The following is a 20,732-nucleotide window of genomic DNA, read 5'->3' as shown; positions in this document are numbered from 1 at the left end:
ACTTATGTTATTTTGAACACTCATTCGCCAGATTCAAGTTTTGTAAGTTTTAAGGCCTGCAGCCTTGAGAATCCAAGAGCTTTTGAAACTTAACTAAAGCTCAGGCATTCAAAAGTTCTAAGGATTCTTTGCGGCAGCGGGGCCAAGAACTTATCAAAACTCTCATAATGCGAATTTCGTTTCTCAAAATGACGTAAGTTTATTTATACCTGATTCTAAATTACAAATCAAAGTTTAATGATGGTGTTGTTTTTATTTAATGCATATGATATATTATATTTGTAAGAAATATAAATAGTTTTGCTGGTACAGGAGGATACTATCATGGATATGTATATTAATGTGCTGGCATCAGGCCGCAGGATTGGCTTCGTACAGAGATAACAGAGCATGAAAAAAATCGGTGATGCTTTGTCCGGAGCTTGATTACAGGAAGTAGCCGGTGCCAGATAAGCTTAAAAAATTTTATTTGCCCTTATAAAAATGCAAGGGCTTTATTAGGTTTGTTTTTTGGCAACTTCAGGTAATCGAATGCGTGCTGTATTTGGTTTATTTATTATACTCATTTGAGGATTGCTATATATAATGAGTGTTGTTATCTATGAATTAAAGCTGCGGAAAGTATCACTCTTTCTGCGGCTTTTTATATTTTACTATCCTTTTTGTATAAAAGGTCGCAGCATGCTTGCGGCCTTTTACTTTTAAAAGTCGGGAGGATGGTAAAATGAGTTTATTATTAATGGAAAATATTACTAAGGAATTTAAAATGAGGACAGTATTGAACGGAGTAACCCTGAAAGTGGAAAAGGGAGAAAGGCTTGCGTTGATCGGACCGAATGGTTCGGGGAAATCCACACTCCTTAAAATAGCTGTCGGCTTGGAATCCTGTGACAGCGGAAATGTTTCGATCGCCCGCAATATAAAAGTCGGCTATCTTTCGCAAAGCGTGAATGATATTATAAACGATGATAATGGGGAAACAGCCATATATTGCAAGAATGTGATGGGTATGGAAAAGAAAATGAGACAGCTTGAGATGAAGATGTCGAACCTTTCCCCAGCCGATAAAAATGAGCAGAAGACGTTGCTTGATGAATATGCAAAGCTTACTTCAAGATTTGAAGCCATCGATGGATATAATGCCGAAACGGAAATAAAAAAAATACTCTTTGGGATGGACATACGGGAAGAGGCTCTTACTATTCCCATTTGCAAACTCAGCGGCGGCGAAAAGATGCGTGTCGCGATAGCCAGGATGCTGCTGACTAAGCCGGACCTTATAATACTCGATGAGCCCACAAATCATTTGGATATTGGCGCTTGCGAGTGGCTTGAAGGCTTCCTTTGTAAATTTAGCGGCGGAGTTATTGTAGTATCCCATGACAGGTATTTTTTGGACCATGTCGCAACAAGGGTAGCTGAGCTTGTAAATGGGTGCATAACCGAAAGGGCTGGTAACTACACTAATTTTATGGAACAAAAGGGGATTATGAAGGATTATCTTTTAAAGGAACAGAAGAGGCTTGAGATACAAATCAAAAGGGATAACGAAGTTGTACAGAGACTTAAAAGCATGGGAAGAATAAGCGCATGGAAAAGCCGGGAGCATATAACGCAAAAAAGGAATGAAGAAAGACTCAAAGACTTGAAGGAAATGAAGCAGAGAAACCATTTATATAAAAAAAATCCGCCGAAGATAGCATTTAAAAAAGTTGACCATACAAGCAAGGATATTGCAGAAGTAAGAGGTCTTTTCAAGAGTTTCAAAGACGTGGATTTATTCAAAAATGCGGAGTTTTGCATAAGAGGCGGTGAAAGGGTAGGAATAATCGGACCGAATGGATGCGGTAAGACTACGCTTATAAATATACTGCTTGGAAATGATAAGGATTACAAAGGCTATGTAAGGTTGGGTGAATGGGTCAAATATTCATACATGGGACAGGAGATTTCTTTTAAGGATGAGAACAGAACTGTCGTGGATGAAATAATGGCCCAGAAAGAAATGCTGCAATCCGAGGCTTTGGATTATCTGTCGAGGTTTCAGTTTTATGGCGATGATACAAAAAAGAGTATCGGCGTTTTAAGTGGCGGAGAAAGAGTAAGGCTGTATCTTGCGTGTATAATGCTCGGCGAGCCTACATGCCTTATACTTGATGAGCCCACAAATCACCTGGACATAGCCGCAAGGGAAGCATTAGAGTCTGCACTTTTAGAATTTAAAGGCACTGTTATTGCGGTGACCCACGACAGATATTTTCTGAACAGTTGTGTAAACAGGATACTTGAAATATCGGGATGCAGGATAAATTCATATGAGGGAAACTATGAGCATTACAGGCAGATGAAAGATAAGGCTTATAATTCGGATGACAGGACGATTCACAAACAGGGAAAATGGAAAAAGGAAAATGTGAGCGAAAAGATAAAAAGCGATGGTACAAAGATAGACGGCGATAATATAGAATGGGAAATAATGAGGCTTGAAAAGATGGCAAAGGATATGGAGCGGTCATTTGATAGCGGGACGGATCCTGAAAAATATCGTGAATATAACGACCTGTTAAATAGAATCGACAAATTATATGCAGCATGGGATAGTACCATTTAAAATATTTAGCCATGCAAAAAAATCCGCTCGTAATCGGGGTGTATCAAAATTATTTGAAGAATATTATGGAAAGAGCAATTAGCGGAAAGTCTTTAGAGTCTGTTAACGCATGTTCAGGATAAGCAGAATCAATATTTGAACTTAGTTGGGTTTTGATTCTGCCCTGAACAAGTTTACAGACTCTATATACTTAGAACTTAGCGATTGAATAATATTCTTCAAATAAAAATATGCATACCCAAAATTGAACAGATTTTTTGCTTATCTTAGCAATTTTTCAGAGGAAGCCATTTCAAGACTTTTTGTATATAGGAGTCCCAGAAACCCCATTCATGCGTGCCGGGACCTTCCTCATACGTATAATCGTAGCTTAAATCCTTGATGGCATTTCTAAAAGTCTGATTGTTTTCATACAGAGGGTCTTCAGTTCCACAGGCCTGGTAAAGCATAGGTTTTGGCCCATCGGATGAGTCTAATTTTTTAGCAAGGTACAGAACATCATTTTTACTGTCTTTAAGATTATTCAAGTCTCCAAATACGTTCTCAGCTTCTGAACGGCTTTGTATATCGTTTCTCATGTTGATGGCGGTTATGTCAAGGACACCTGAGAGGCTTGCTGCCGCGGCATATTTTTCAGGGCAGCTGAGTGCAATTTTAAATGCACCGTACCCTCCCATGGATAGACCGGCTATAAAATTATCCTCACGTCTGTCTGAAAGGTGGAAGAATGAGCGTGCCACCTTAGGAAGTTCTTCCGTTATGTAGGTAAAATAATTATACCCCCTTTTCATATCGGTATAAAAGCTTCTTCCTACTTCGGGCATGACAACTGCAAGTCCCATATCCGATACATATCTTTCTATGGATGTTCTTCTCATCCATATTGTGTGATCGTCCGAAAGGCCGTGGAGAAGATAAAGAGTGGGATAGTTACCCTTCCTTGAAGATCCCTCCATCCCTATCTGCTGCTTAGCCTCCTGCGGCAGTAAAACGCTTATAGATGCTGAAACTCCTAGTACATCTGAAAAGAAATGACATTCGATAAATGCCATTTTAACACCTCCCGATAATTTATCACTATGAATATATTATATAATAGATTTATCAAAATAGCTTATGCTATAATCAGATTGCTTTATTTTATATTTTAGTTACAGCAGTCGCATATTAAACAGAGATTAATGATTATCTAAAAGCTTGGAGGAGTTTAAATGACTAGAAAATTGATAGCATTATTCATAATAACAGCATTTATCTTTTTATCAGGATGCAGTCTGATAAGAAATATTAAAGGCAATAGAAAGATACTAGGACCGCAGGGCAAAAATCCCTCGTCAAGTGATAATGCAAAAGATAATAATACGGTGCCGCCAAAGCAGAGCACCAATGGCAATAACGAAAATAAAATACAGCCGAAAACCAATGGCACGGATCCTGTAAAGAAACAATTAGATAGTATGACGTTAGACGAAAAATTAGGTCAGATGGTTATAACAGGTATAGATTCATATACTGCAGACGGCAATGCATTGAAGATGATAAACAGCTACCATGTCGGCGGTTTTATTGTGCTGAGTCAAAATGTAAAAAATACGAGCCAGCTCCTCGGATTATTAAATTCATTAAAAAAGGCGAATTCAAAGAATAAAATTCCCCTGTTCATTTCTGTAGATGAAGAAGGAGGAAGAATAAGCAGAATGCCCGCAGAATTTGCAAATTTTCCCCCCAACAGTACAATCGGCAGAGCCAATAATGCCGCTTTTTCATATAAGGTGGGAGTTGCAATAGCGCATAAGATAAAATCATTTGGATTTAATATGGACTTTGCCCCGGTCCTCGACATAAACAGCAACCCTGAAAATCCTGTAATAGGGGACAGATCCTTTGGAGCAAATGCAAATATTGTTACAAAACTCGGCATTCAGACTGTCAAAGGTTTAAAGTCTCAAAATGTAATCTCCGTTGTAAAGCATTTTCCGGGGCATGGTGATACTTTTGTCGATTCGCATATAGGGCTCCCTTCAGTAAATCACAGCTTGGATAAGCTTAAAAGTTTTGAACTTATTCCATTTCAGGAATCGATAAAAAATGGTGTTGACGGGGTGATGGCGGCGCATATATTGTTTCCCAAGATAGATGCCGATTATCCGTCTTCAATGTCAAAATCTATCATAACCGGTATTTTGAGAAATTATCTTAAATATACAGGGGTCATAATTACGGACGATATGACGATGGGTGCGATTACTAAAAACTATGATATAAGAAGTGCGGCCGTTAAATCTGTAAATGCAGGGTGCGATATAATACTCGTCTGCCATGGACATGATAATGAAGTCGCCGTCATAACCGCGCTCAAAAGCGCAGTTTCAAAGGGCACCATAAGCAAAGCCAGAGTTGATGAAAGTGTTTACAGGATACTCAGTTTAAAGCGAAAATACAATATAAACGATAATTTGATCGGTTCCGTAGATGTAAAAAAGATAAACGGCGAGATCAATGCCCTCCTTAGAACATTGAAATAATATTATTCAAATCTGTGTTTTTCCCAGCTCATTTTTTCTGGTCAGCATTTTCGCAGCGATTGAAGGATGTATCCCATATTAGGAATCGGAGATTATTCACAACTGGTATAGACAACTATAACACTATACATTATAATATATATAAGGGGTGGTAATGATGGAGATAAATAAGAAAAGCCCTATCCCCATATACTTTCAGCTAAAGCAGATTATATTAAACAGGATAAAAAAAGGCGAATGGCTTCCTGATTCGCCTATTTCGAGCGAGAGGGAGCTTTCGGAAATGTTTGGAGTAAGCAGGATGACCATACGTCAGGCATTGAATGAGCTTGTGAGCGAAGGGATACTCTATAGAGAAAAAGGAAAGGGAACGTTTGTAAGAGAGCAGAGGATTGAGCAATCGGATGCCATGAGCTTTACCGAGGCAGCGCTAAATCAGGGACTTGAGGCATGCAATATCGTGAAAAACTTTGAAATAGAGGTTGCCGATATGAGCGTAATGGAGAGACTGGGACTCGATAATTACGAGGATGTTTATTATATCCAAAGATTCAGGACGATTGAGAAAATGATAATAGGCGTAGAAGAAATGTATATACCCGTAAAGTATATAGGAAATATAAAAAAAGACGATTTTAAGGGTTCTGTATATAAGCTTTTAAAAGATAAATATGATTACAGCATAGATCATGTAAAAACCACTCTGGAGGCTGTAATAACAGGGCCAGACGAGTTGAAGCTCTTTAACCTTAAAGAGCCTGCGCCTATACTTAAAGTTACGGCTGTGCATGTTACCGATAAGGGTTTGAATTTATATTATGAAGAATCCCTTTATAGATCTGATAAATATGTTTTCAATGTAAACATTTACAGGAGATGAGCACTATGAAATTTATTATTGCAAAGGATTATGATGAATTGAGCAGCATCGGAGCAAAGATTATAAAAGATCAGCTAAATGATAAGAGAGACAGTGTTTTAGGACTTGCGACAGGAAGCACGCCGATTGGCATGTACCGAAAACTTGTTGAGGAATACGACAAGGGGTTGGACTTTTCGAATATAAAAACATTCAACCTGGATGAATATTATGGATTGCCGCCGGTTCATCCCCAAAGTTACAGGTATTTTATGGATGTAAATTTGTTCAGCCATATAAATATAGATAAAAAAAACATCCATATACCAGATGGATTATGCAAAAATGTGGAAATCGAATGCAAGAATTACGATAAAGCCATTGAGAATGCTGGAGGAATAGACCTTCAGGTGCTTGGAATCGGCAGAAACGGACATATAGGATTCAATGAGCCCGGAAGCGCTTTGATGGTTGGAACGCATATGACAAAGCTTACAGAAGATACCATACGGGCAAATTCAAGATTTTTTGATTCTTATGACGACGTGCCGCGTTTTGCCATTACAATGGGGCTTGGTACGATTATGAAATCGAGAAAAATAATACTTCTATCATCCGGGCCGGATAAAGCACCGATAATGGCAAAGCTTATAAAACCGGTAGTGAACACTAAGGTGCCCGCATCGATGCTTTATCTTCATAATAATGTCATCGTAATAATGGATACTGAGGCGGCATCGTATATAAATCCGGATGAATTAAAGAGTATTGCCGTCTGAAAACGTGGATCATTTGATATCTAATATGATATCGTTTAACTTCCTCTTTGGGACATGTAGTACCCCGTTTTCATCTTTGTAATATTTTATTGAGCCGTTTTCATCTTCAGAAACAGGATGTTCAGCAGGATAGCCAAGGGCAACCAAAGTATGGATCCGATATCTTTCAGGGATGGATAGTATCTGTCTTATCCTGTCCCTGTTTATAGCGCCAAGCCAGCAGCTTCCTATTCCCTCCCCGGCGGCAGCTAAAAGCATATTTTCTACTGCAGCACCTGCATCTGTATCATAACCGGATTTTTTTATTTCTGTATCAGCTAAGACGGCGATATATGCAGTAGGCCTTTCCCCTTCTTTAGGATCCGCCTGCGGTCTTATATAACCTGCCCAGGCTGTTGTTTCGAATATTTTGTCTACTGTCTGTTTTTCATAGACTATGATATATTTCATCGGCTGCATATTAGATCCTTGAGGAGCCAATCTTGCAGCATTGATTATCTTTTTAAGTACATCTATTTTTATCTTGTCCTGTTTGAACTTCCGAATAGCTCTTCTCTTTAAGATAGCTTCATATACATCCATAGTTCAATCTCTCCTTTTAAAAATAATATTCAGTGCTTATTTAACATCATTCTATCACAGATTCAATGTCGTAAACGAGTATATTATCCATTTTTTATAAGTACCCCCTGAAAATAAATATTACAAGCGTATATAAAAATGAATGAGATTAAAAAAGGAGGTTTTAGCTTGAAATTCAAGATCATTTTAGTATTCATAGCATTGATGTTTCTATTATCGGGATGCCGTGGAAAAAACTTGAATAATCAAAAATACAAAAATGATGATTCAAAAAACACCATAAACAAGTCTGAAGTTTCGCAAGACAAGAGAGGTGATGATAAGAGTACCAGTTCTAAAACTGAAAAAAGCGATTCTGCATCTGAACTGAATGCTGCTCAAAAATCGCAGATCGATAAAAAATTTGATTCGATTACAAGTGGGATAGAAGATTCTTTAAAATCCACTGATGATTTTAAAGATATAGATTTAAGTCCGCTTAATTAAATGGAGGTATAATATATGAAAAATAAAAGGATTATTGCGGTAATATTGTCTGTTTTATTGGTATTGCCGACAGCTGCATACGCAAAGGATAAAACATGTGGAATAAAAGGCAATACAAAAAAATCATCACAAGGTATCAAGATAAAACAAACCGTTAAAAAATTACATAATGTTTTTGCATACCCAAAGAATAAAACAAATGGCATAAAACTCAATAGAAAAAAAGCGGTACAGGGTATTCAAATAAAACAAACCGTTGAAAAATTACATGATGTTTTGTTTGGGAAAACCGGCAAGCTCATTAAAAATGAACAAGAACAGGCCAAAAAAGAAATAATCGAAAAGCAAAATGAAGAAAAAAAGAAGCAGATAGAAGATTTTAAAAATCAAATCAAGGCAAAGCATGAAACAATGAAACAGCTTCAGGAAAAGATAAAAGAGCAAAAGCAGCTTCTTCAGCAAAAGAAAACTGAACTTGAATCGATATTGAATGATATTAAATCGGGTAAAAAGACGCTTACAAGCGACATGTTGAGCACTTTATTGTCAAAGGCCCAGATATTGAAGACGGACATTAACAATATTGAAGGAACGGCTTCATATAAAGATCTGATATCGGATACGCAGGGAAAACTCAATAAAAAAGATTTCAATAATGCCCTGAGTTCATTGGATAAAGTGATTCAAAGGATGTCACAGAGGTTTAATGCACTTGTCAAACTGAATTTAGATTTAGAGGATGTATTGAAAGTACTAAGACAGGCTCCGGCGACTGCTCCTTCAACCGGCAGTTCAGTTGTTGCCACCAACTAACATAAAGGGTCGAAATAGGGTGCATATTATGCTCCCTATTTTTGTTTATTATGAGCATTTTTACAGCAATCGAAGTAAAATATACATTCCAATGGATTGTAATGATATAATAATATATATTGAGTACTTGTACCGAAAATCTAAAAGCCCCCCTTAATTTGCTTTGAATGTACGTAATATAGATATAGAGGCAGGTGTTTTAATGAATTTGAGCATTCTTGACCCAGAAAACAGAAATGCATTTATTGAAGAAAATAAAGGATTTATATACGCCTGCACGGAGCACATATGCAAAAGGAAACTTGATTGGAATAATGATGATGAGCTAAGTATATCACTTATGGCATTTAACAAGGCATGCGATACGTTCAATAATTCCAAGGGTAATTTTTACAGCTATGCGGGTATAGTGATAAAAAATTCTCTTATAGATTACTTTAGGAAAAATAAAAATATACCTGTTCTTGAGTTTGAGGACCAGAATGAAAAAAAGGAATGTATTGATTTAAAAATCTCTGTTAGCGAATATGAAAAGGGTATTGAAAATAAAAACAGAGCGGAAGAAATAATGATGCTTTCAAATGAACTTAAAGAATATGGGCTGAGCTTTGAAATGCTGGTTAAATCTTCTCCCTCACATGAGGATACGAGGAATATGCTTTTGAACATAGCCTTTTTATGTACAAAAAATAATATGATAATGGAATATATAAAAAGAAAAAAACAATTGCCTGTAAATCAAATTGTAAGTCTGACGAATACAAAAAGAAAAAAAATAGAGAAATGGCGAAGATATCTTTTGGCGTTGATGCTGATATTATCAGGTAAAAGTTACCAATACATAAAATCTTATCTCAATATAAAAGCAGGTGAAAAAAATGATTAGAAAGGGCCTTGTAATGGAGAAACAAAAAAATACCGCAGTAATTATGTCCCAGAATGGTAAGTTCTATGAGGTTTATACCGGACATACAGCGGTAGATATTGGAGAGGAATATACAGGCAGAGTAAAAGGTCACAACAGCTTTTATAAGAGTATGGTCATGGCGGCATCAATTCTATTTATGATTCTAGCATGCGGAACAGCCGCATATGCGTACTATTCGCCGTATTCTGAAATAGTTGTGGATATAAATCCATCGATACAGCTTAAAACAAACGTTTTCGACAGGATAATCAGTTCCAAGGGTTTGAATAAGGACGGTCAAAGAATTCTTGGGGAAGTGAAGTTAAGGAATAAGACTATAAATGCCGGTTTGAGTTCGATCGTCGAGCAATCCAAAAAGGACAATTTTATAAATAATGATTATACTCAAAACGGCAATGAGGTAAAAATACAGATATATTCGAAAAAGCAAAGCCCGCCGAACCTATCGCAGTTTAAGAATTATGTTTCCAAAAATGGATTGAATGTGTCTGTCACAAGCGCACCTGCGAAAAAAGAAACTAAAAGTATTAATAAAACAAAGCAGAACAATTCCATTGATAAGCAGACTCAAAATAAAAATAAAATCGATAATGTGAAAACAATCGATGATGGCAAAGCAATTCAAAATGGGAAATCGCATGAAAAAATCGATTTTCAGAAAGGCAATGACTCAGTTATCAATAAAACGGAAAGTAAAACTGAAAGCAAAAAAAATTATTCCAGGAATGATAAAGCTAATCCAGGAGAAAATAATAAGTATCGCCGGAATAGTATAGATAGCCATAATATAAGCAAAAAAGAATCGAGGAGCAGCAGACATGGCAAAAGCAATATAAATATACGAAGGTACACAAGCATTTGCAGAATTAAGCACGATAAAAAAAGCAGATAGCCTGATTATTTGCTTATAATTCGCCAATTTCTATCTGTTGCGATTTTTATAAATTTGTGCTACAATATCAATTGTTAATAAATTAACCAACAAAGGAGGAAGTTTTCATGAAGGGTTTAGCTATGATAGATATTGGAAAGGTTGGCTGGATAGAAAAAGAAAAGCCTAAAGTTGGCATATATGATGCCTTGGTAAGACCTTTAGCTGTTGCCCCATGCACTTCTGATATACACACGGTATTTGAAGGCGCCTTGGGACGCAGACACGATATGATACTTGGACACGAAGCAGTAGGAGAAGTCGTTGAAGTAGGAAGCGAAGTCAAGGATTTTAAACCCGGTGACAGGGTTATTGTTCCTGCCGTAACTCCAGACTGGAGATCCATGGAGGTACAGAGGGGATTTCATCAGCATTCAGGCGGAATGCTTGCAGGATGGAAGTTCTCAAATTTTAAAGATGGTGTATTTGCCGAGTATTTTCATGTAAATGATGCGGATATGAACCTTGCCCTGATACCTGAAGGTGTTTCCTTGGAGCAGGCTGTTATGGTATCCGATATGGTGACAACCGGTTTTCATGGCGTAGAGCTTGCAGATGTAAAGTTAGGTGCATCAGTAGTCGTTATAGGAATAGGCGCGGTAGGTCTCATGTCGGTGGCAGGAGCGAAGCTGAGGGGAGCCGGCAGGCTTATAGCGGTAGGAAGCAGGCCTAAGTGTGTTGAGGTTGCAAAAGAGTATGGCGCAACGGATATCGTCAATTATAAAAAGGGAGATATAGTTGAGCAAATCATGAAATTAACGGATGGAAAAGGCGTTGATAATGTAGTAGTTGCCGGAGGCACATCCGAATCTATATCTCAGGCAATAAAGATGTTAAAGCCAGGTGGTTCGGTAGGGAATGTAAATTATTTCGGTTCAGGCGACACTATTCCGATCCCGAGAATTGAGTGGGGAAGCGGAATGGCTGATAAGACGATCAAAGGAGGGCTTTGCCCGGGAGGAAGAGTGAGAATGGAAGCTCTTGCAAGCCTTGTAAAATATAAGAGAGTTGATCCTTCCAAACTTGTTACCCATGTTTTCCATGGATTCGATAAGCTCGAAGAGGCTCTTCTCATGATGAAAAATAAACAGCCTGACCTTATAAAACCTGTTGTTATAATAGATTAAGAATTAAAACATTGTTAATATTTTAATATTGAGAGGCTGTCGTATAACTGCTTTAATGCAGCTTACGATAGTCTTTTTTTATTTATAAGTTTAATGATATAATAATTATTAAGCGTTCTTAATTGCCTTATATTTAATTCGCAATATGAAATCAGGCATAAATAACATAAGCTCAAATTACGAATCGAAGTTGTCTTATATTCCATTTTGACTTAAGGAGGTAATTATATGGAAGAGATTCTTGAAATTCTTGAGAAGAACAGCAAGTTGAGTGCGAAAGAAATAGCAGAGATGACAGGAAAGGGCATAGAAGAAGTTCAGAAGTCCATTAAAGAGTATGAAGATAAAAAAATCATCCTTGGCTATATGACATTGATTAATTGGGAAAAGACAGATAAAGAAAGCGTTATGGCCTTTATTGAAATCAAGGTGACTCCCCAGAGGGAATATGGCTTTGACAAGATCGCCGCGAGGATATACAGATTTCCCGAGGTAAAAGCTTGTTACCTTATGTCGGGCGGGTTTGACCTTGCCGTTATTATCGAGGGCAAAACGATGAAGGAAGTTGCGCTTTTTGTGTCTCAAAAACTGGCTGTGCAGGAATATGTTTTAAGCACTGCAACCCATTTTGTGCTTAAAAAGTATAAGGACGAGGGTGTTGAATTTGAAGGAAAGGAGCAGGATGACAGGGAGGCCATAATCATATGAACATGGAGGATATGATACTGCCCAAAATTAAAAATATTCCTCCGTCAGGGATAAGGAAATATTTTGATATCATCAATGAGATGGAGAATGTCATATCCCTTGGAATCGGCGAACCGGATTTTGTTACACCGTGGAATATAAGGGAAGCGAGTATCTATTCCCTTGAAAAGGGGCATACTCATTATTCTGCAAATGCCGGGCTAATTGAGCTTCGAAAGGAAATTGCAGATTATTTGAAAAAGAATTTCTGTGTCAGCTATAATCCGGAAGATCAAATAATCGTTACTGTCGGGGGAAGCGAGGCGATAGATATTGCCTTAAGGGCGCTGGTGGGCCCGGGCGATGAAGTGATCATACCCGAACCGAGCTTTGTAGCATATAAGGGATGCACCGCATTTGCCGGAGCAACTCCTAAAGTCGTAAACTTAAGAGCCGAGGATAATTTCAAGCTTACTCCAAAACTTTTGGAGAATGCCATAACTCCAAAAACAAAAGTTCTGATTTTTCCTTTCCCGAATAATCCGACTGGTGCCATAATGACAAAAGATGGGATTAAGGCTATTGTGGATGTTTTAAAAGATAAGAATATCATAGTTTTATCAGATGAAATATATGCTGAACTTACATATGGGAAAAAGCATGTTTCGATAGCAAGTTTTCCTGAGATGAAGGACAAGACGATACTTGTCAGCGGTTTTTCAAAAGCATATGCCATGACAGGCTGGAGGCTTGGGTATGTCTGCGGGCATCCATCACTCATTAGCGCTATGAAAAAGATACACCAGTATGCGATAATGTGCTCTCCGACTATGTCGCAGTATGCAGCAATTGAGGCTCTTAAGAATAGTTATGAAAGTGTCGGTGAAATGGTCAGGGAGTATAACAGGAGAAGGAATGTGATGGTAAACGGTTTCAGAAAAATGGGGCTTCAATGCTTTGAACCCCAAGGAGCCTTTTACGCCTTCCCCAGCATAAAGTCCACCGGCCTTACATCGGATGAATTTTGCGAAAAGCTGTTAAAAACAGAAAAAGTACTGGTCATACCCGGGAATGCTTTCGGACAATGCGGAGAAGGATTCGTAAGGGCCTGCTATGCAACTTCCATGGACAAAATCATGGAAGCCTTAAAGAGGATTGATAATTTTATCCACTCACAGGTGTCATAATCACCTATTAAAGTATTTTTGTATTCATATAATGACATTTGCCGTTCAAGCAGCTGGAACATCGAAGGTAAAGGTTGGATACTTCGTAGAACCTGTATGGGTATTTATGGTGCAGGTATTCCCATTGTACCAGCAGGATAAGCGACATGGCAACCAAGCTGTATGTCCAGAAGGATGGTATAAAGATGTATGGTGAGAAATTCATAAAATATCCCCAGTTGAATATTCTGCAGGAGTTGCAGCATTTGCTTTTAACGATAAATGTTCTGAAGGGGCACCATACATTTATGCAAAATATATCGCCGAAATAAAAAAGCACCACGATCAAATGTATTGCAAGTTTATTTATTATATTTTTATAATATAAAAAACCTATGGAAAATAAAAGCATAACCCATAGAACTGCAACCAGAAGGGCTCTCTGGTTGTTTTTTTTTATGTATTCATACAGTACATCTTTGCTATAGCCGGGATCTTCCTTAAAGTATTTTGCAAACATTTTGCCACCTGAAATATGTCTGTTAAGTGTGGGGATGGAAACTTTCACCATATTGAGCATCAAAAATGCCCAGAGTATATGGTAGACTCTTATGAATTTTATTTTATAATAAAATATACTTTCTAAAATACCGGCATTATAAATGCCGAGCCCATACGCAAAGACAAAAACGATAGCACGAAAAACAAACTTTTTTTTATTTATAATCTGCATTGACTGGCCATCCTTAAACATATCAAAACTCCGGGCAAAATTTAATGTATCCAAATATAAAATATGCACCGGGCAAAATATATTTCTTTCATTGTATATAAATATAATATATAATATTTTACGTTATTATAAAAGGCAAAAAATCATAAACAGAATAAAATTATTTTAAACTGAAAGGCCGGAACGATGAAGACACTTAAGGCGGATCTATGTTTGCTCGGAATTACCGTGTTATGGGGCGCGAGCTTTCCTGTAATGAGCATAGTATTAAAAAATAAATATTTTCTTCCATATTCCTATATAGCTTTTAGAAACATGCTGGCTGCTTTAATTATGGCGCTGATTTTTCATAAGCGGTTTAAAAAAATAAATGTTATAGCAGTAAAGGGTGCTTTTTTAATCGGAATATCGCTTCTGCTCGGCAGTATATTTCAGGTTGTGGGGCTTGTTTATACAACTCCCAGCAAGTCGGGTTTTATAACGGGGCTTAATGTTGTTTTTGTACCTGTTATGATAGCTATATTGTACAAAAAATTCCCCGATGGGAAGACGATATTCGGCATCATATTATCGCTTATAGGACTCGGGTTTATATCCATAAATGGAATAAACGGCATAAATATCGGAGATGTTCTTACTCTTTTGGGCGCCATATGTTTTTCATCTCAGATACTGTTTGTCGATAGATACAGCAGGGAATGCGACGTGCTTCTTCTTGCCTGCCTCGAAACATTTGTGGTAGGCATCCTTGCGTTTATACCTGCTATAGGGGTTGAAGGGCTGCATATTGTACTCAACCCGTATTCGATATTTGCTTTAATATTCACATCTGTATTTTGCTCAGCAATAGCTATGTCGGTTCAAAATAAAATGCAGCCTCTGACGCAGCCAACGCATGCGGCAATCATCTACCTTGCAGAACCAGTATTCGGAGCTATATTTTCGACATTTATAGGAGATGCCCTCACAGGCAGGGAACTCTTAGGATGCGCGTTCATCTTCTTAGGCATGATCGTGCTTAATATAAAGTTTAATTTCAGTATCCTTAAAACTGCAAACAGATAAGAATATATAGCAGCATATTTCAAGATGCCTTAGATTTATAATCAGCAGGGTATATATTCTAATCTGCATGACAGGTCAAATCAATTAATCTTTACACACCTTGGTATATTTATGAGGATTTTGATGATACAGAGGCCGAAAATCATGTCGAGCATGTTTTTCAAAAAAGAGGGCTATTTCGAGCATAAATGCTTATATGGCGGTATGGGGTGGATTCTATTGTAAAAATGCTAGTATTTAACGGTTTGAAAATTACGTAAAATGATATATAATATATTTCTGGTATGGAAATAGTACCATTGGAGTCCTGAAGTCGTTGAAAAACTGGAATAAAGATATGTTGTTCCGGTGAGAATAATTAAATAATCGAGATTAAGCAATGCGGACAATCGCTATGGTATCATAGAGGAAAGTCCACACTACCACAGACTGAGAAGTCCGTGCCAAAAGGATCGAGCCTCTCGCAAGGGAGGGCGGGGTAACCCGACGGCGGGGAAAGTATTCTTGAATCAAGGCATGAGTACCCTGAAAGTGCAACAGAGACGAGCTTCACTGGTGACAGTGAAGATGGAACGATTGTAAACCCCTCGATGTAGAAACCCAAATTACGGTAGGGGAACCCCCTTAAGGGAATTGAACTGGCGGGGGACCAGAAATGGTAGACAGATGATTGTTAAAAACAGAAAGTGGCTTACAACATTACTTAATCTGATGATTATTTGTATCATTGCTTTAACATTTGTCGCGGGGTGGAGCAGTTGGTAGCTCGTCGGGCTCATAACCCGAAGGTCGTAGGTTCAAGTCCTTCCCCCGCAACCACATTTTTGTAAAGAACCACTAAGCTAAAAAATTGCTTAGTGGTTCTTTGCTTTTTTACATTTCACTAAAAATCAGGTATTTCGACTTACAAACGAATTTACATCCATCATTTCTGCGAAGTCGTAAATATAACACTTGGATAGTTTCTGGATGGCGGTTTTTTCGTTTTTAGAATATTTATCATACACCCCGTATGCTGTCATTCTTGCCGAGATTATGCCTTGTATTCCGGGCAGGACGTCTTCAAAGGCGATGCACTTGCCGGGACAGACATCAAGCTTTTCTGCCGCCAGCAGATAAATGTCAGGACTCTCCTTGCTGCGTTTTACTTCATCGGTCGAAGCAAATGCGTCAAATAAATCATACACGCCGTTGTTCTTTAGCACCGGCTCATAAAGAACCCTTGGAAGGGCGGTAGCCGTTCCGAGCTTGATACCATGGTTTTTCAAGAACAGCAGATATTCTTTTGCATGGGGTTTTAACGGGACACGATGGCTGTATTCATCGATAGCCATTCTGTTCCATTCACTAATGATGGCCTCTGTGCTTTCATGTAAGCCGAATAAAGAAATTGTATAAATAGCTGCTTCTTTAAAACTTTTTGTACAGATTTCGCCGACATAGTTTTCAGGCACAGTCAGATTTCTCTTTGCCAGAAAATCGATATCGATTTTCTCCCATACTCCCATGGAGTCGATCAGTGTTCCATCCAGATCAAAAATTGCAGCTTTGAAGTCCAGCATGCTATTACCCCCGCATATGCAATGATAAATTTTTGAGTATTCTTGCCTCCGAAGCGATATCTTTTGCTGAAATAAGGGCCGACACGGCTGCAATGCCGTCAATGCCTATTCCGTTGAAAATCGGAGTGGTTTTCCGGTTGATGCCGCCGATCACCACAATGGTATGATGGACGTCAGTAATCTGCTTTATTATTTCATTGGTCCGCTAGGGGTCCAGCCGCCCTCGTTGCATAATGTCCGTTCGGCTTCCTCGATTAAACCCAATGAAATATCGTGCCTTCCGCCTTGGTATTCGGTATTCAGCCAGGCTTGAAGAATATCTAATGCTTCAAATACACCGGTTATTTTACCTCCAAGGCATAGAATATTCGAGTTATTATGAGCCCGTGTCATTTTTCCCATATAAGTACTGGTACAAAGAGACGCCCTCACGCCCTTGAACTTATTAGCAATTATGCTCATGCCAATACCAGTGGAACATATTAATATCCCTCTTGCTGCTTCGCCGCGCGAAACAGCACCTGCCACCTTTGCCCCATAATAAGGGTACCTTACGATCTTAGTCGAGTCGCAGCCCACGTTATGTACTTTGTAATTATTCTGTTTCAAATATTCCATGATCTGGAGCTTTAGTTCGTAGCCTCCATGGTCGTTTCCTATCCAGATTACATCTTTATCCATTATCAAATTCCTTTCCTTACCTATTTTAATTTATTATAGTTCCTTATTCTTGGGATAATAAATTTTGCCGCTTGAAGAGCAGCAGTATCAGGATCAGGTTTCGGAAGTATCTCAATAGAAGCCCATCCATTAAACTGTATTTTTTTGAGCGCATTGAATACTTCATCGAAATTAATATGCCCCTGACCGGGAGCGAGCCTATTGGAGTCGGCAAAATGTATATATTTTATTAAATTTCCGTTGCGTATTATACTTTCGCCTATATTGTCATCCTCTATGTTCATATGAAAAACATCAGGCATAAGACCTATATTAGTATAACCCACTTTTTTTATTAAGTCGCTGCCTTCGTCAAGATTGTTGATAAAATTGATTTCATAGCGATTGACTGGCTCTACGACAATAGTTACGCCCAATGGATCCGCTATATCGCATAATCTGTTAACCATATCTATAAAAAGATTTTCTGCTTTTTCTTTAGTCCGGCCTTTTGCAATGAAGCCCCTTACTCTTCCTATATTTATTATCTTCCCGAAATCTTTTGCAAGATATATAAGCTTTGAAAAAACATCCAGCATCTTTTTCCTTAACTCTAAATCTTCCTGAGTAAAATAGAGACCCAATGATGCAAAAATTTGCCCTGTGCTTATACAGCTTACTTTAAGATTCAAATTATCCAATAGCCGTGCAAGCTTTTCAGGATTAACTTCATCAGCACTTTTAAGCGCTAACTCGACACCGTCATATCCAAGCTCTGCCGCTTTTCTAATAGAGTCTTCAAATCCCCTCCAAACAACAAATGCCGAAGGTGGAGAACCCTTTGACGCGATAGCTATCGAGAGTTTCATAAAGTTTCCCCCAATCTATTTTTCGTCGCTTAGAACGTTTGATATCCATTGAATATGATTAAAAATCCGCCGATATAATTGAACATCATTATAAAAATTATCGCATGCAAATATTGTTATTCATTTGTGAGTTTTTTCAAGGTGTTGATATGATTCTCCTGTGCTTCCATTCTTTTTTCAATAATATCGACTATCTTTTGGGCCAGTTCCATTTGATTAACTGCTTCCGTATCATTTATGCCGTAATCCTTACTGACATTTTGCTTTTTCCCATAGCTTGCTTCAATCTTATCAACCCATTCTTGCTTCAACCCTTTGCTTCCTTTAAATGCTCCGGCTAAACCACCTGCCATAGTGCCTATAGTATCTGCATCACGGCCGAAATTAGCGCCATACAAGATTGCCTGCTCAGGTTCACCTTTGGAAATATAAAACAAGGCTAAAGCACAAGGAACTGTTTCCCTTGAATCGCTGATAATATCGCCAAGATTTGTTTTATAAAATTTTTCTCTGAATTTGTCATAGTTATTTAATTCTTTAGCCATTTTAATGGTTCTATCTATCCAGCCGATCATCTCCGCAGAGCTTGTTTTATGCAAGTATGCGGTAGAAGCTTCAATAACGGAATCCACTGTGGCTTCCGGCTTTATCGCTTCGGCTATTGCCGCTGCCATGGCACAAGCGCCGTCCCTGCAAAACGTCGAATCACCCGCATGAATGAGACCTGCAACATCAAAAGTCTCAACAGCGGCCTGCCTTGGATTGCAAGCATTGATAAGTCCCATTGGTGAGATAGACATCGCCGTACTGCTGCTATGCATATTTCCAAATCCGGCATACACGGGAAGGGTCAATTTGCTTTCAATCTTGTGGAACATATTTTTAACAGGAATATAAAATAAGTTATAATACTTTTCCTTGTTTTTTATAAAAGAGGCCGCAAATTCATCAGCAGTAACATATCCGTCATTTCCAATAATAGCTTCACACAAGATTAATCTTATGGCTGAATCATCTGTACCCGAGCCTTTAAAATCGTGAATCCAGCCAAATTTTTCTTTTATGTCGCGATATGTTTTACCTTCCGCTGGCGCTCCCATAGCATCTCCAATCAATCCTCCCAGGAGACAACCATAAACTTTATCAAATAGTTCATTTCTATAATTGTACATTTTTGCGCTCCCCCAGATTGAAACTATTTTATTTTCCCTATTTTAAAGTCCTTATAATGACAGTGGCTGCCTTTCTGGATACAAGCACCTACCTGTCCGGTAAGATATGGCTTGTCTGAATCTTCGTATTCTATAAGCACTTTATCTCCATCCATAACTTTTATCGAAGGTCCTTTAGCTTCTACTTTGAGAGTATATTCGCCGCCGCAGTGCCACGGGAAATCGACTTTCTCAAGGATTCTATATCCATTTTCATTTTTTGAGAGCGCTAGCTTGTTAGAAGGAATTAATCCTACTGAATAGGATCTTATGGCACCCTGTACCCTGAAGTTGATCCCATGGTATTCACCGACCTGAGGCTTTATTGTGGCTTCGAAGGTATAATCCTTCCACTTGTTTCCTCCAGTATATGCCTCCCCAAAATCGCAACAGCTGCCGCTAAGCTCACCGTTTTCTATTCTCCATATTCCCTTAAGATAAGTAAACTGACTCACTTCAAGATGGAGGCCGTTCCATACTTCCATTCGCTCTTTTGTAAAGTCTATTGCATAGTCGGGTTCCCCTCTAAAGTCCATATCATCGATATAGGCAACCAATGTAACATTCCATCCGTCCTTTGGTATGAATTTGACTCCTGCTTCTTCGAGGCATGCTCCATCAAGGTGGGGGATGTTAAAAGACAGTTCATTCCAATTGCCCAAACTTAAATCGACTTTTTTTCCTTCGATTATATTTCCTGTATTTCCATCTTTTACATATAGGCATGCAAGTACGCCATAACCTGTATCTTGAGGGACCATTACACCTGCAGTAACCCTCTGCCCCGGATATAGAACAGGTGAAAAACTCGGGTCGTAGCGACTGTCATGGAAATCTTTCGGCCTGTAATATGTCTTATAAAATACACGGAGCTCTTTTCCTCCCATCAATGGTTTTGCTACAATCTTTAATGAACCTGTGCCGCTATGAGATGTCTCCGTGGTATTATGTATTTCATATTCAAGCGTTTCTTCGATATCAGATGCTATTCTGAAACCATGAGTTGAACCCGGGAATTCAAAATGGAATTTTGGTGATCTTCCTTCTAATATATTCTTCCATTTACCTGGTGCTTTCTCCCCTGCGATTTTGTATGCCAGGTTTGCAATATATGTTGCACACCATGGAATATCCATGA

Annotated in this window: 20 protein-coding genes, 1 tRNA gene and 1 other RNA gene; 14 read left to right on the top strand and 8 right to left on the bottom strand. The window is 38.3% G+C overall.

Annotated features, from left to right (window positions below):
• Nucleotides 1–724 precede the first annotated feature (724 nt).
• Nucleotides 725–2,611: an ABC-F family ATP-binding cassette domain-containing protein gene (locus QME45_06740; GenBank protein ID MDI6618360.1), complete on the top strand. Its 1,887-nt coding sequence runs from the start codon at nt 725–727 to the stop codon at nt 2,609–2,611.
• A 266-nt stretch (nt 2,612–2,877) separates the two neighbouring features.
• On the opposite strand, the gene QME45_06735 is transcribed toward QME45_06740, so the two are convergent.
• Nucleotides 2,878–3,663, bottom strand: a complete 786-nt coding sequence (locus QME45_06735) for an alpha/beta hydrolase family protein (protein MDI6618359.1) — start codon at nt 3,661–3,663, stop codon at nt 2,878–2,880.
• A gap of 159 nt (nt 3,664–3,822) precedes the next feature.
• Here QME45_06735 and nagZ point away from each other — a divergent pair, with 159 nt between their 5' ends.
• The 3 genes from nagZ to nagB all read left to right on the top strand — a co-directional run bounded on the left by nagZ (nt 3,823) and on the right by nagB (nt 6,774).
• Nucleotides 3,823–5,136, top strand: coding sequence for a beta-N-acetylhexosaminidase (gene nagZ, locus QME45_06730; GenBank protein MDI6618358.1), 1,314 nt, complete (start codon nt 3,823–3,825; stop codon nt 5,134–5,136).
• Nucleotides 5,137–5,290: 154 nt separating this feature from the next.
• Nucleotides 5,291–6,016, top strand: coding sequence for a GntR family transcriptional regulator (locus QME45_06725; protein MDI6618357.1), 726 nt, complete (start codon nt 5,291–5,293; stop codon nt 6,014–6,016).
• A 5-nt stretch (nt 6,017–6,021) separates the two neighbouring features.
• Entirely contained in the window at nt 6,022–6,774 is a 753-nt protein-coding gene (nagB, locus tag QME45_06720; protein ID MDI6618356.1) for a glucosamine-6-phosphate deaminase, read from the top strand.
• Nucleotides 6,775–6,783: 9 nt separating this feature from the next.
• Here the strand turns inward: nagB and QME45_06715 are convergent, their stop codons facing one another.
• Complete coding sequence (locus tag QME45_06715) at nt 6,784–7,356, bottom strand: nitroreductase family protein (protein ID MDI6618355.1); 573 nt, start codon at nt 7,354–7,356, stop codon at nt 6,784–6,786.
• Nucleotides 7,357–7,524: 168 nt separating this feature from the next.
• On the opposite strand from QME45_06715, the gene QME45_06710 reads away from it, so the two are divergent.
• The 7 genes from QME45_06710 to QME45_06680 all read left to right on the top strand — a co-directional run bounded on the left by QME45_06710 (nt 7,525) and on the right by QME45_06680 (nt 13,515).
• Nucleotides 7,525–7,842, top strand: a complete 318-nt coding sequence (locus tag QME45_06710) for a hypothetical protein (protein ID MDI6618354.1) — start codon at nt 7,525–7,527, stop codon at nt 7,840–7,842.
• Between the two features lie 15 nt (nt 7,843–7,857).
• The gene (locus tag QME45_06705; protein ID MDI6618353.1) at nt 7,858–8,655 is read left to right on the top strand and encodes a hypothetical protein; all 798 of its coding nucleotides are present in this window, start codon (nt 7,858–7,860) and stop codon (nt 8,653–8,655) included.
• A 202-nt stretch (nt 8,656–8,857) separates the two neighbouring features.
• Complete coding sequence (sigI, locus tag QME45_06700; GenBank protein ID MDI6618352.1) at nt 8,858–9,541, top strand: RNA polymerase sigma-I factor; 684 nt, start codon at nt 8,858–8,860, stop codon at nt 9,539–9,541.
• Nucleotides 9,534–10,475 carry a hypothetical protein gene (locus tag QME45_06695; GenBank protein ID MDI6618351.1) on the top strand — a complete coding sequence of 314 codons (942 nt, stop codon included), beginning with the start codon at nt 9,534–9,536 and terminating at the stop codon, nt 10,473–10,475. Before sigI ends, QME45_06695 begins: the two co-directional genes overlap by 8 nt.
• Nucleotides 10,476–10,582: 107 nt before the next feature.
• Complete coding sequence (locus QME45_06690; protein ID MDI6618350.1) at nt 10,583–11,641, top strand: NAD(P)-dependent alcohol dehydrogenase; 1,059 nt, start codon at nt 10,583–10,585, stop codon at nt 11,639–11,641.
• Between the two features lie 228 nt (nt 11,642–11,869).
• Complete coding sequence (locus QME45_06685; protein MDI6618349.1) at nt 11,870–12,349, top strand: Lrp/AsnC family transcriptional regulator; 480 nt, start codon at nt 11,870–11,872, stop codon at nt 12,347–12,349.
• A complete protein-coding gene (locus tag QME45_06680) occupies nt 12,346–13,515 on the top strand; it encodes an aminotransferase class I/II-fold pyridoxal phosphate-dependent enzyme (protein ID MDI6618348.1) in 1,170 nt (389 codons plus the stop codon). Before QME45_06685 ends, QME45_06680 begins: the two co-directional genes overlap by 4 nt.
• A gap of 7 nt (nt 13,516–13,522) precedes the next feature.
• Here QME45_06680 and QME45_06675 read toward each other — a convergent pair whose 3' ends face one another.
• Nucleotides 13,523–14,227, bottom strand: coding sequence for a hypothetical protein (locus tag QME45_06675; GenBank protein ID MDI6618347.1), 705 nt, complete (start codon nt 14,225–14,227; stop codon nt 13,523–13,525).
• Nucleotides 14,228–14,413: 186 nt separating this feature from the next.
• Between QME45_06675 and QME45_06670 the strand changes: the two genes are divergently transcribed.
• The 3 genes from QME45_06670 to QME45_06660 all read left to right on the top strand — a co-directional run bounded on the left by QME45_06670 (nt 14,414) and on the right by QME45_06660 (nt 16,111).
• Nucleotides 14,414–15,292, top strand: a complete 879-nt coding sequence (locus tag QME45_06670) for a DMT family transporter (protein MDI6618346.1) — start codon at nt 14,414–14,416, stop codon at nt 15,290–15,292.
• 377 nt (nt 15,293–15,669) lie between these two features.
• Nucleotides 15,670–15,991, top strand: an RNA gene (gene rnpB, locus QME45_06665) — RNase P RNA component class B.
• A 44-nt stretch (nt 15,992–16,035) separates the two neighbouring features.
• Nucleotides 16,036–16,111, top strand: a tRNA-Met gene (locus tag QME45_06660).
• Between the two features lie 71 nt (nt 16,112–16,182).
• On the opposite strand, the gene QME45_06655 is transcribed toward QME45_06660, so the two are convergent.
• The 5 genes from QME45_06655 to QME45_06635 form a co-directional block, all read right to left on the bottom strand.
• Nucleotides 16,183–16,851 (bottom strand): HAD family phosphatase, encoded by a 669-nt coding sequence (locus QME45_06655; GenBank protein ID MDI6618345.1) that lies wholly within the window; start codon nt 16,849–16,851, stop codon nt 16,183–16,185.
• Nucleotides 16,852–17,043: 192 nt separating this feature from the next.
• On the bottom strand, nt 17,044–17,535 hold the full coding sequence (gene rpiB, locus QME45_06650; GenBank protein ID MDI6618344.1) for a ribose 5-phosphate isomerase B: 492 nt from the start codon (nt 17,533–17,535) through the stop codon (nt 17,044–17,046).
• A gap of 20 nt (nt 17,536–17,555) precedes the next feature.
• Entirely contained in the window at nt 17,556–18,383 is an 828-nt protein-coding gene (locus QME45_06645) for a sugar phosphate isomerase/epimerase family protein (GenBank protein MDI6618343.1), read from the bottom strand.
• 116 nt (nt 18,384–18,499) lie between these two features.
• A complete protein-coding gene (locus QME45_06640; GenBank protein ID MDI6618342.1) occupies nt 18,500–19,555 on the bottom strand; it encodes an ADP-ribosylglycohydrolase family protein in 1,056 nt (351 codons plus the stop codon).
• A 23-nt stretch (nt 19,556–19,578) separates the two neighbouring features.
• The gene (locus QME45_06635) at nt 19,579–20,730 is read right to left on the bottom strand and encodes a hypothetical protein (GenBank protein ID MDI6618341.1); all 1,152 of its coding nucleotides are present in this window, start codon (nt 20,728–20,730) and stop codon (nt 19,579–19,581) included.
• Between the last annotated feature and the right edge of the window lie 2 nt (nt 20,731–20,732).

The organism is Clostridiales bacterium (assembly GCA_030016385.1).
In the GTDB taxonomy this organism is placed as follows: Bacteria; Bacillota; Clostridia; order Clostridiales; family Oxobacteraceae; genus JASEJN01.
Note: the sequence above shows the minus strand (reverse complement) of the source record. Positions and strands in the feature narration are given on the sequence as shown.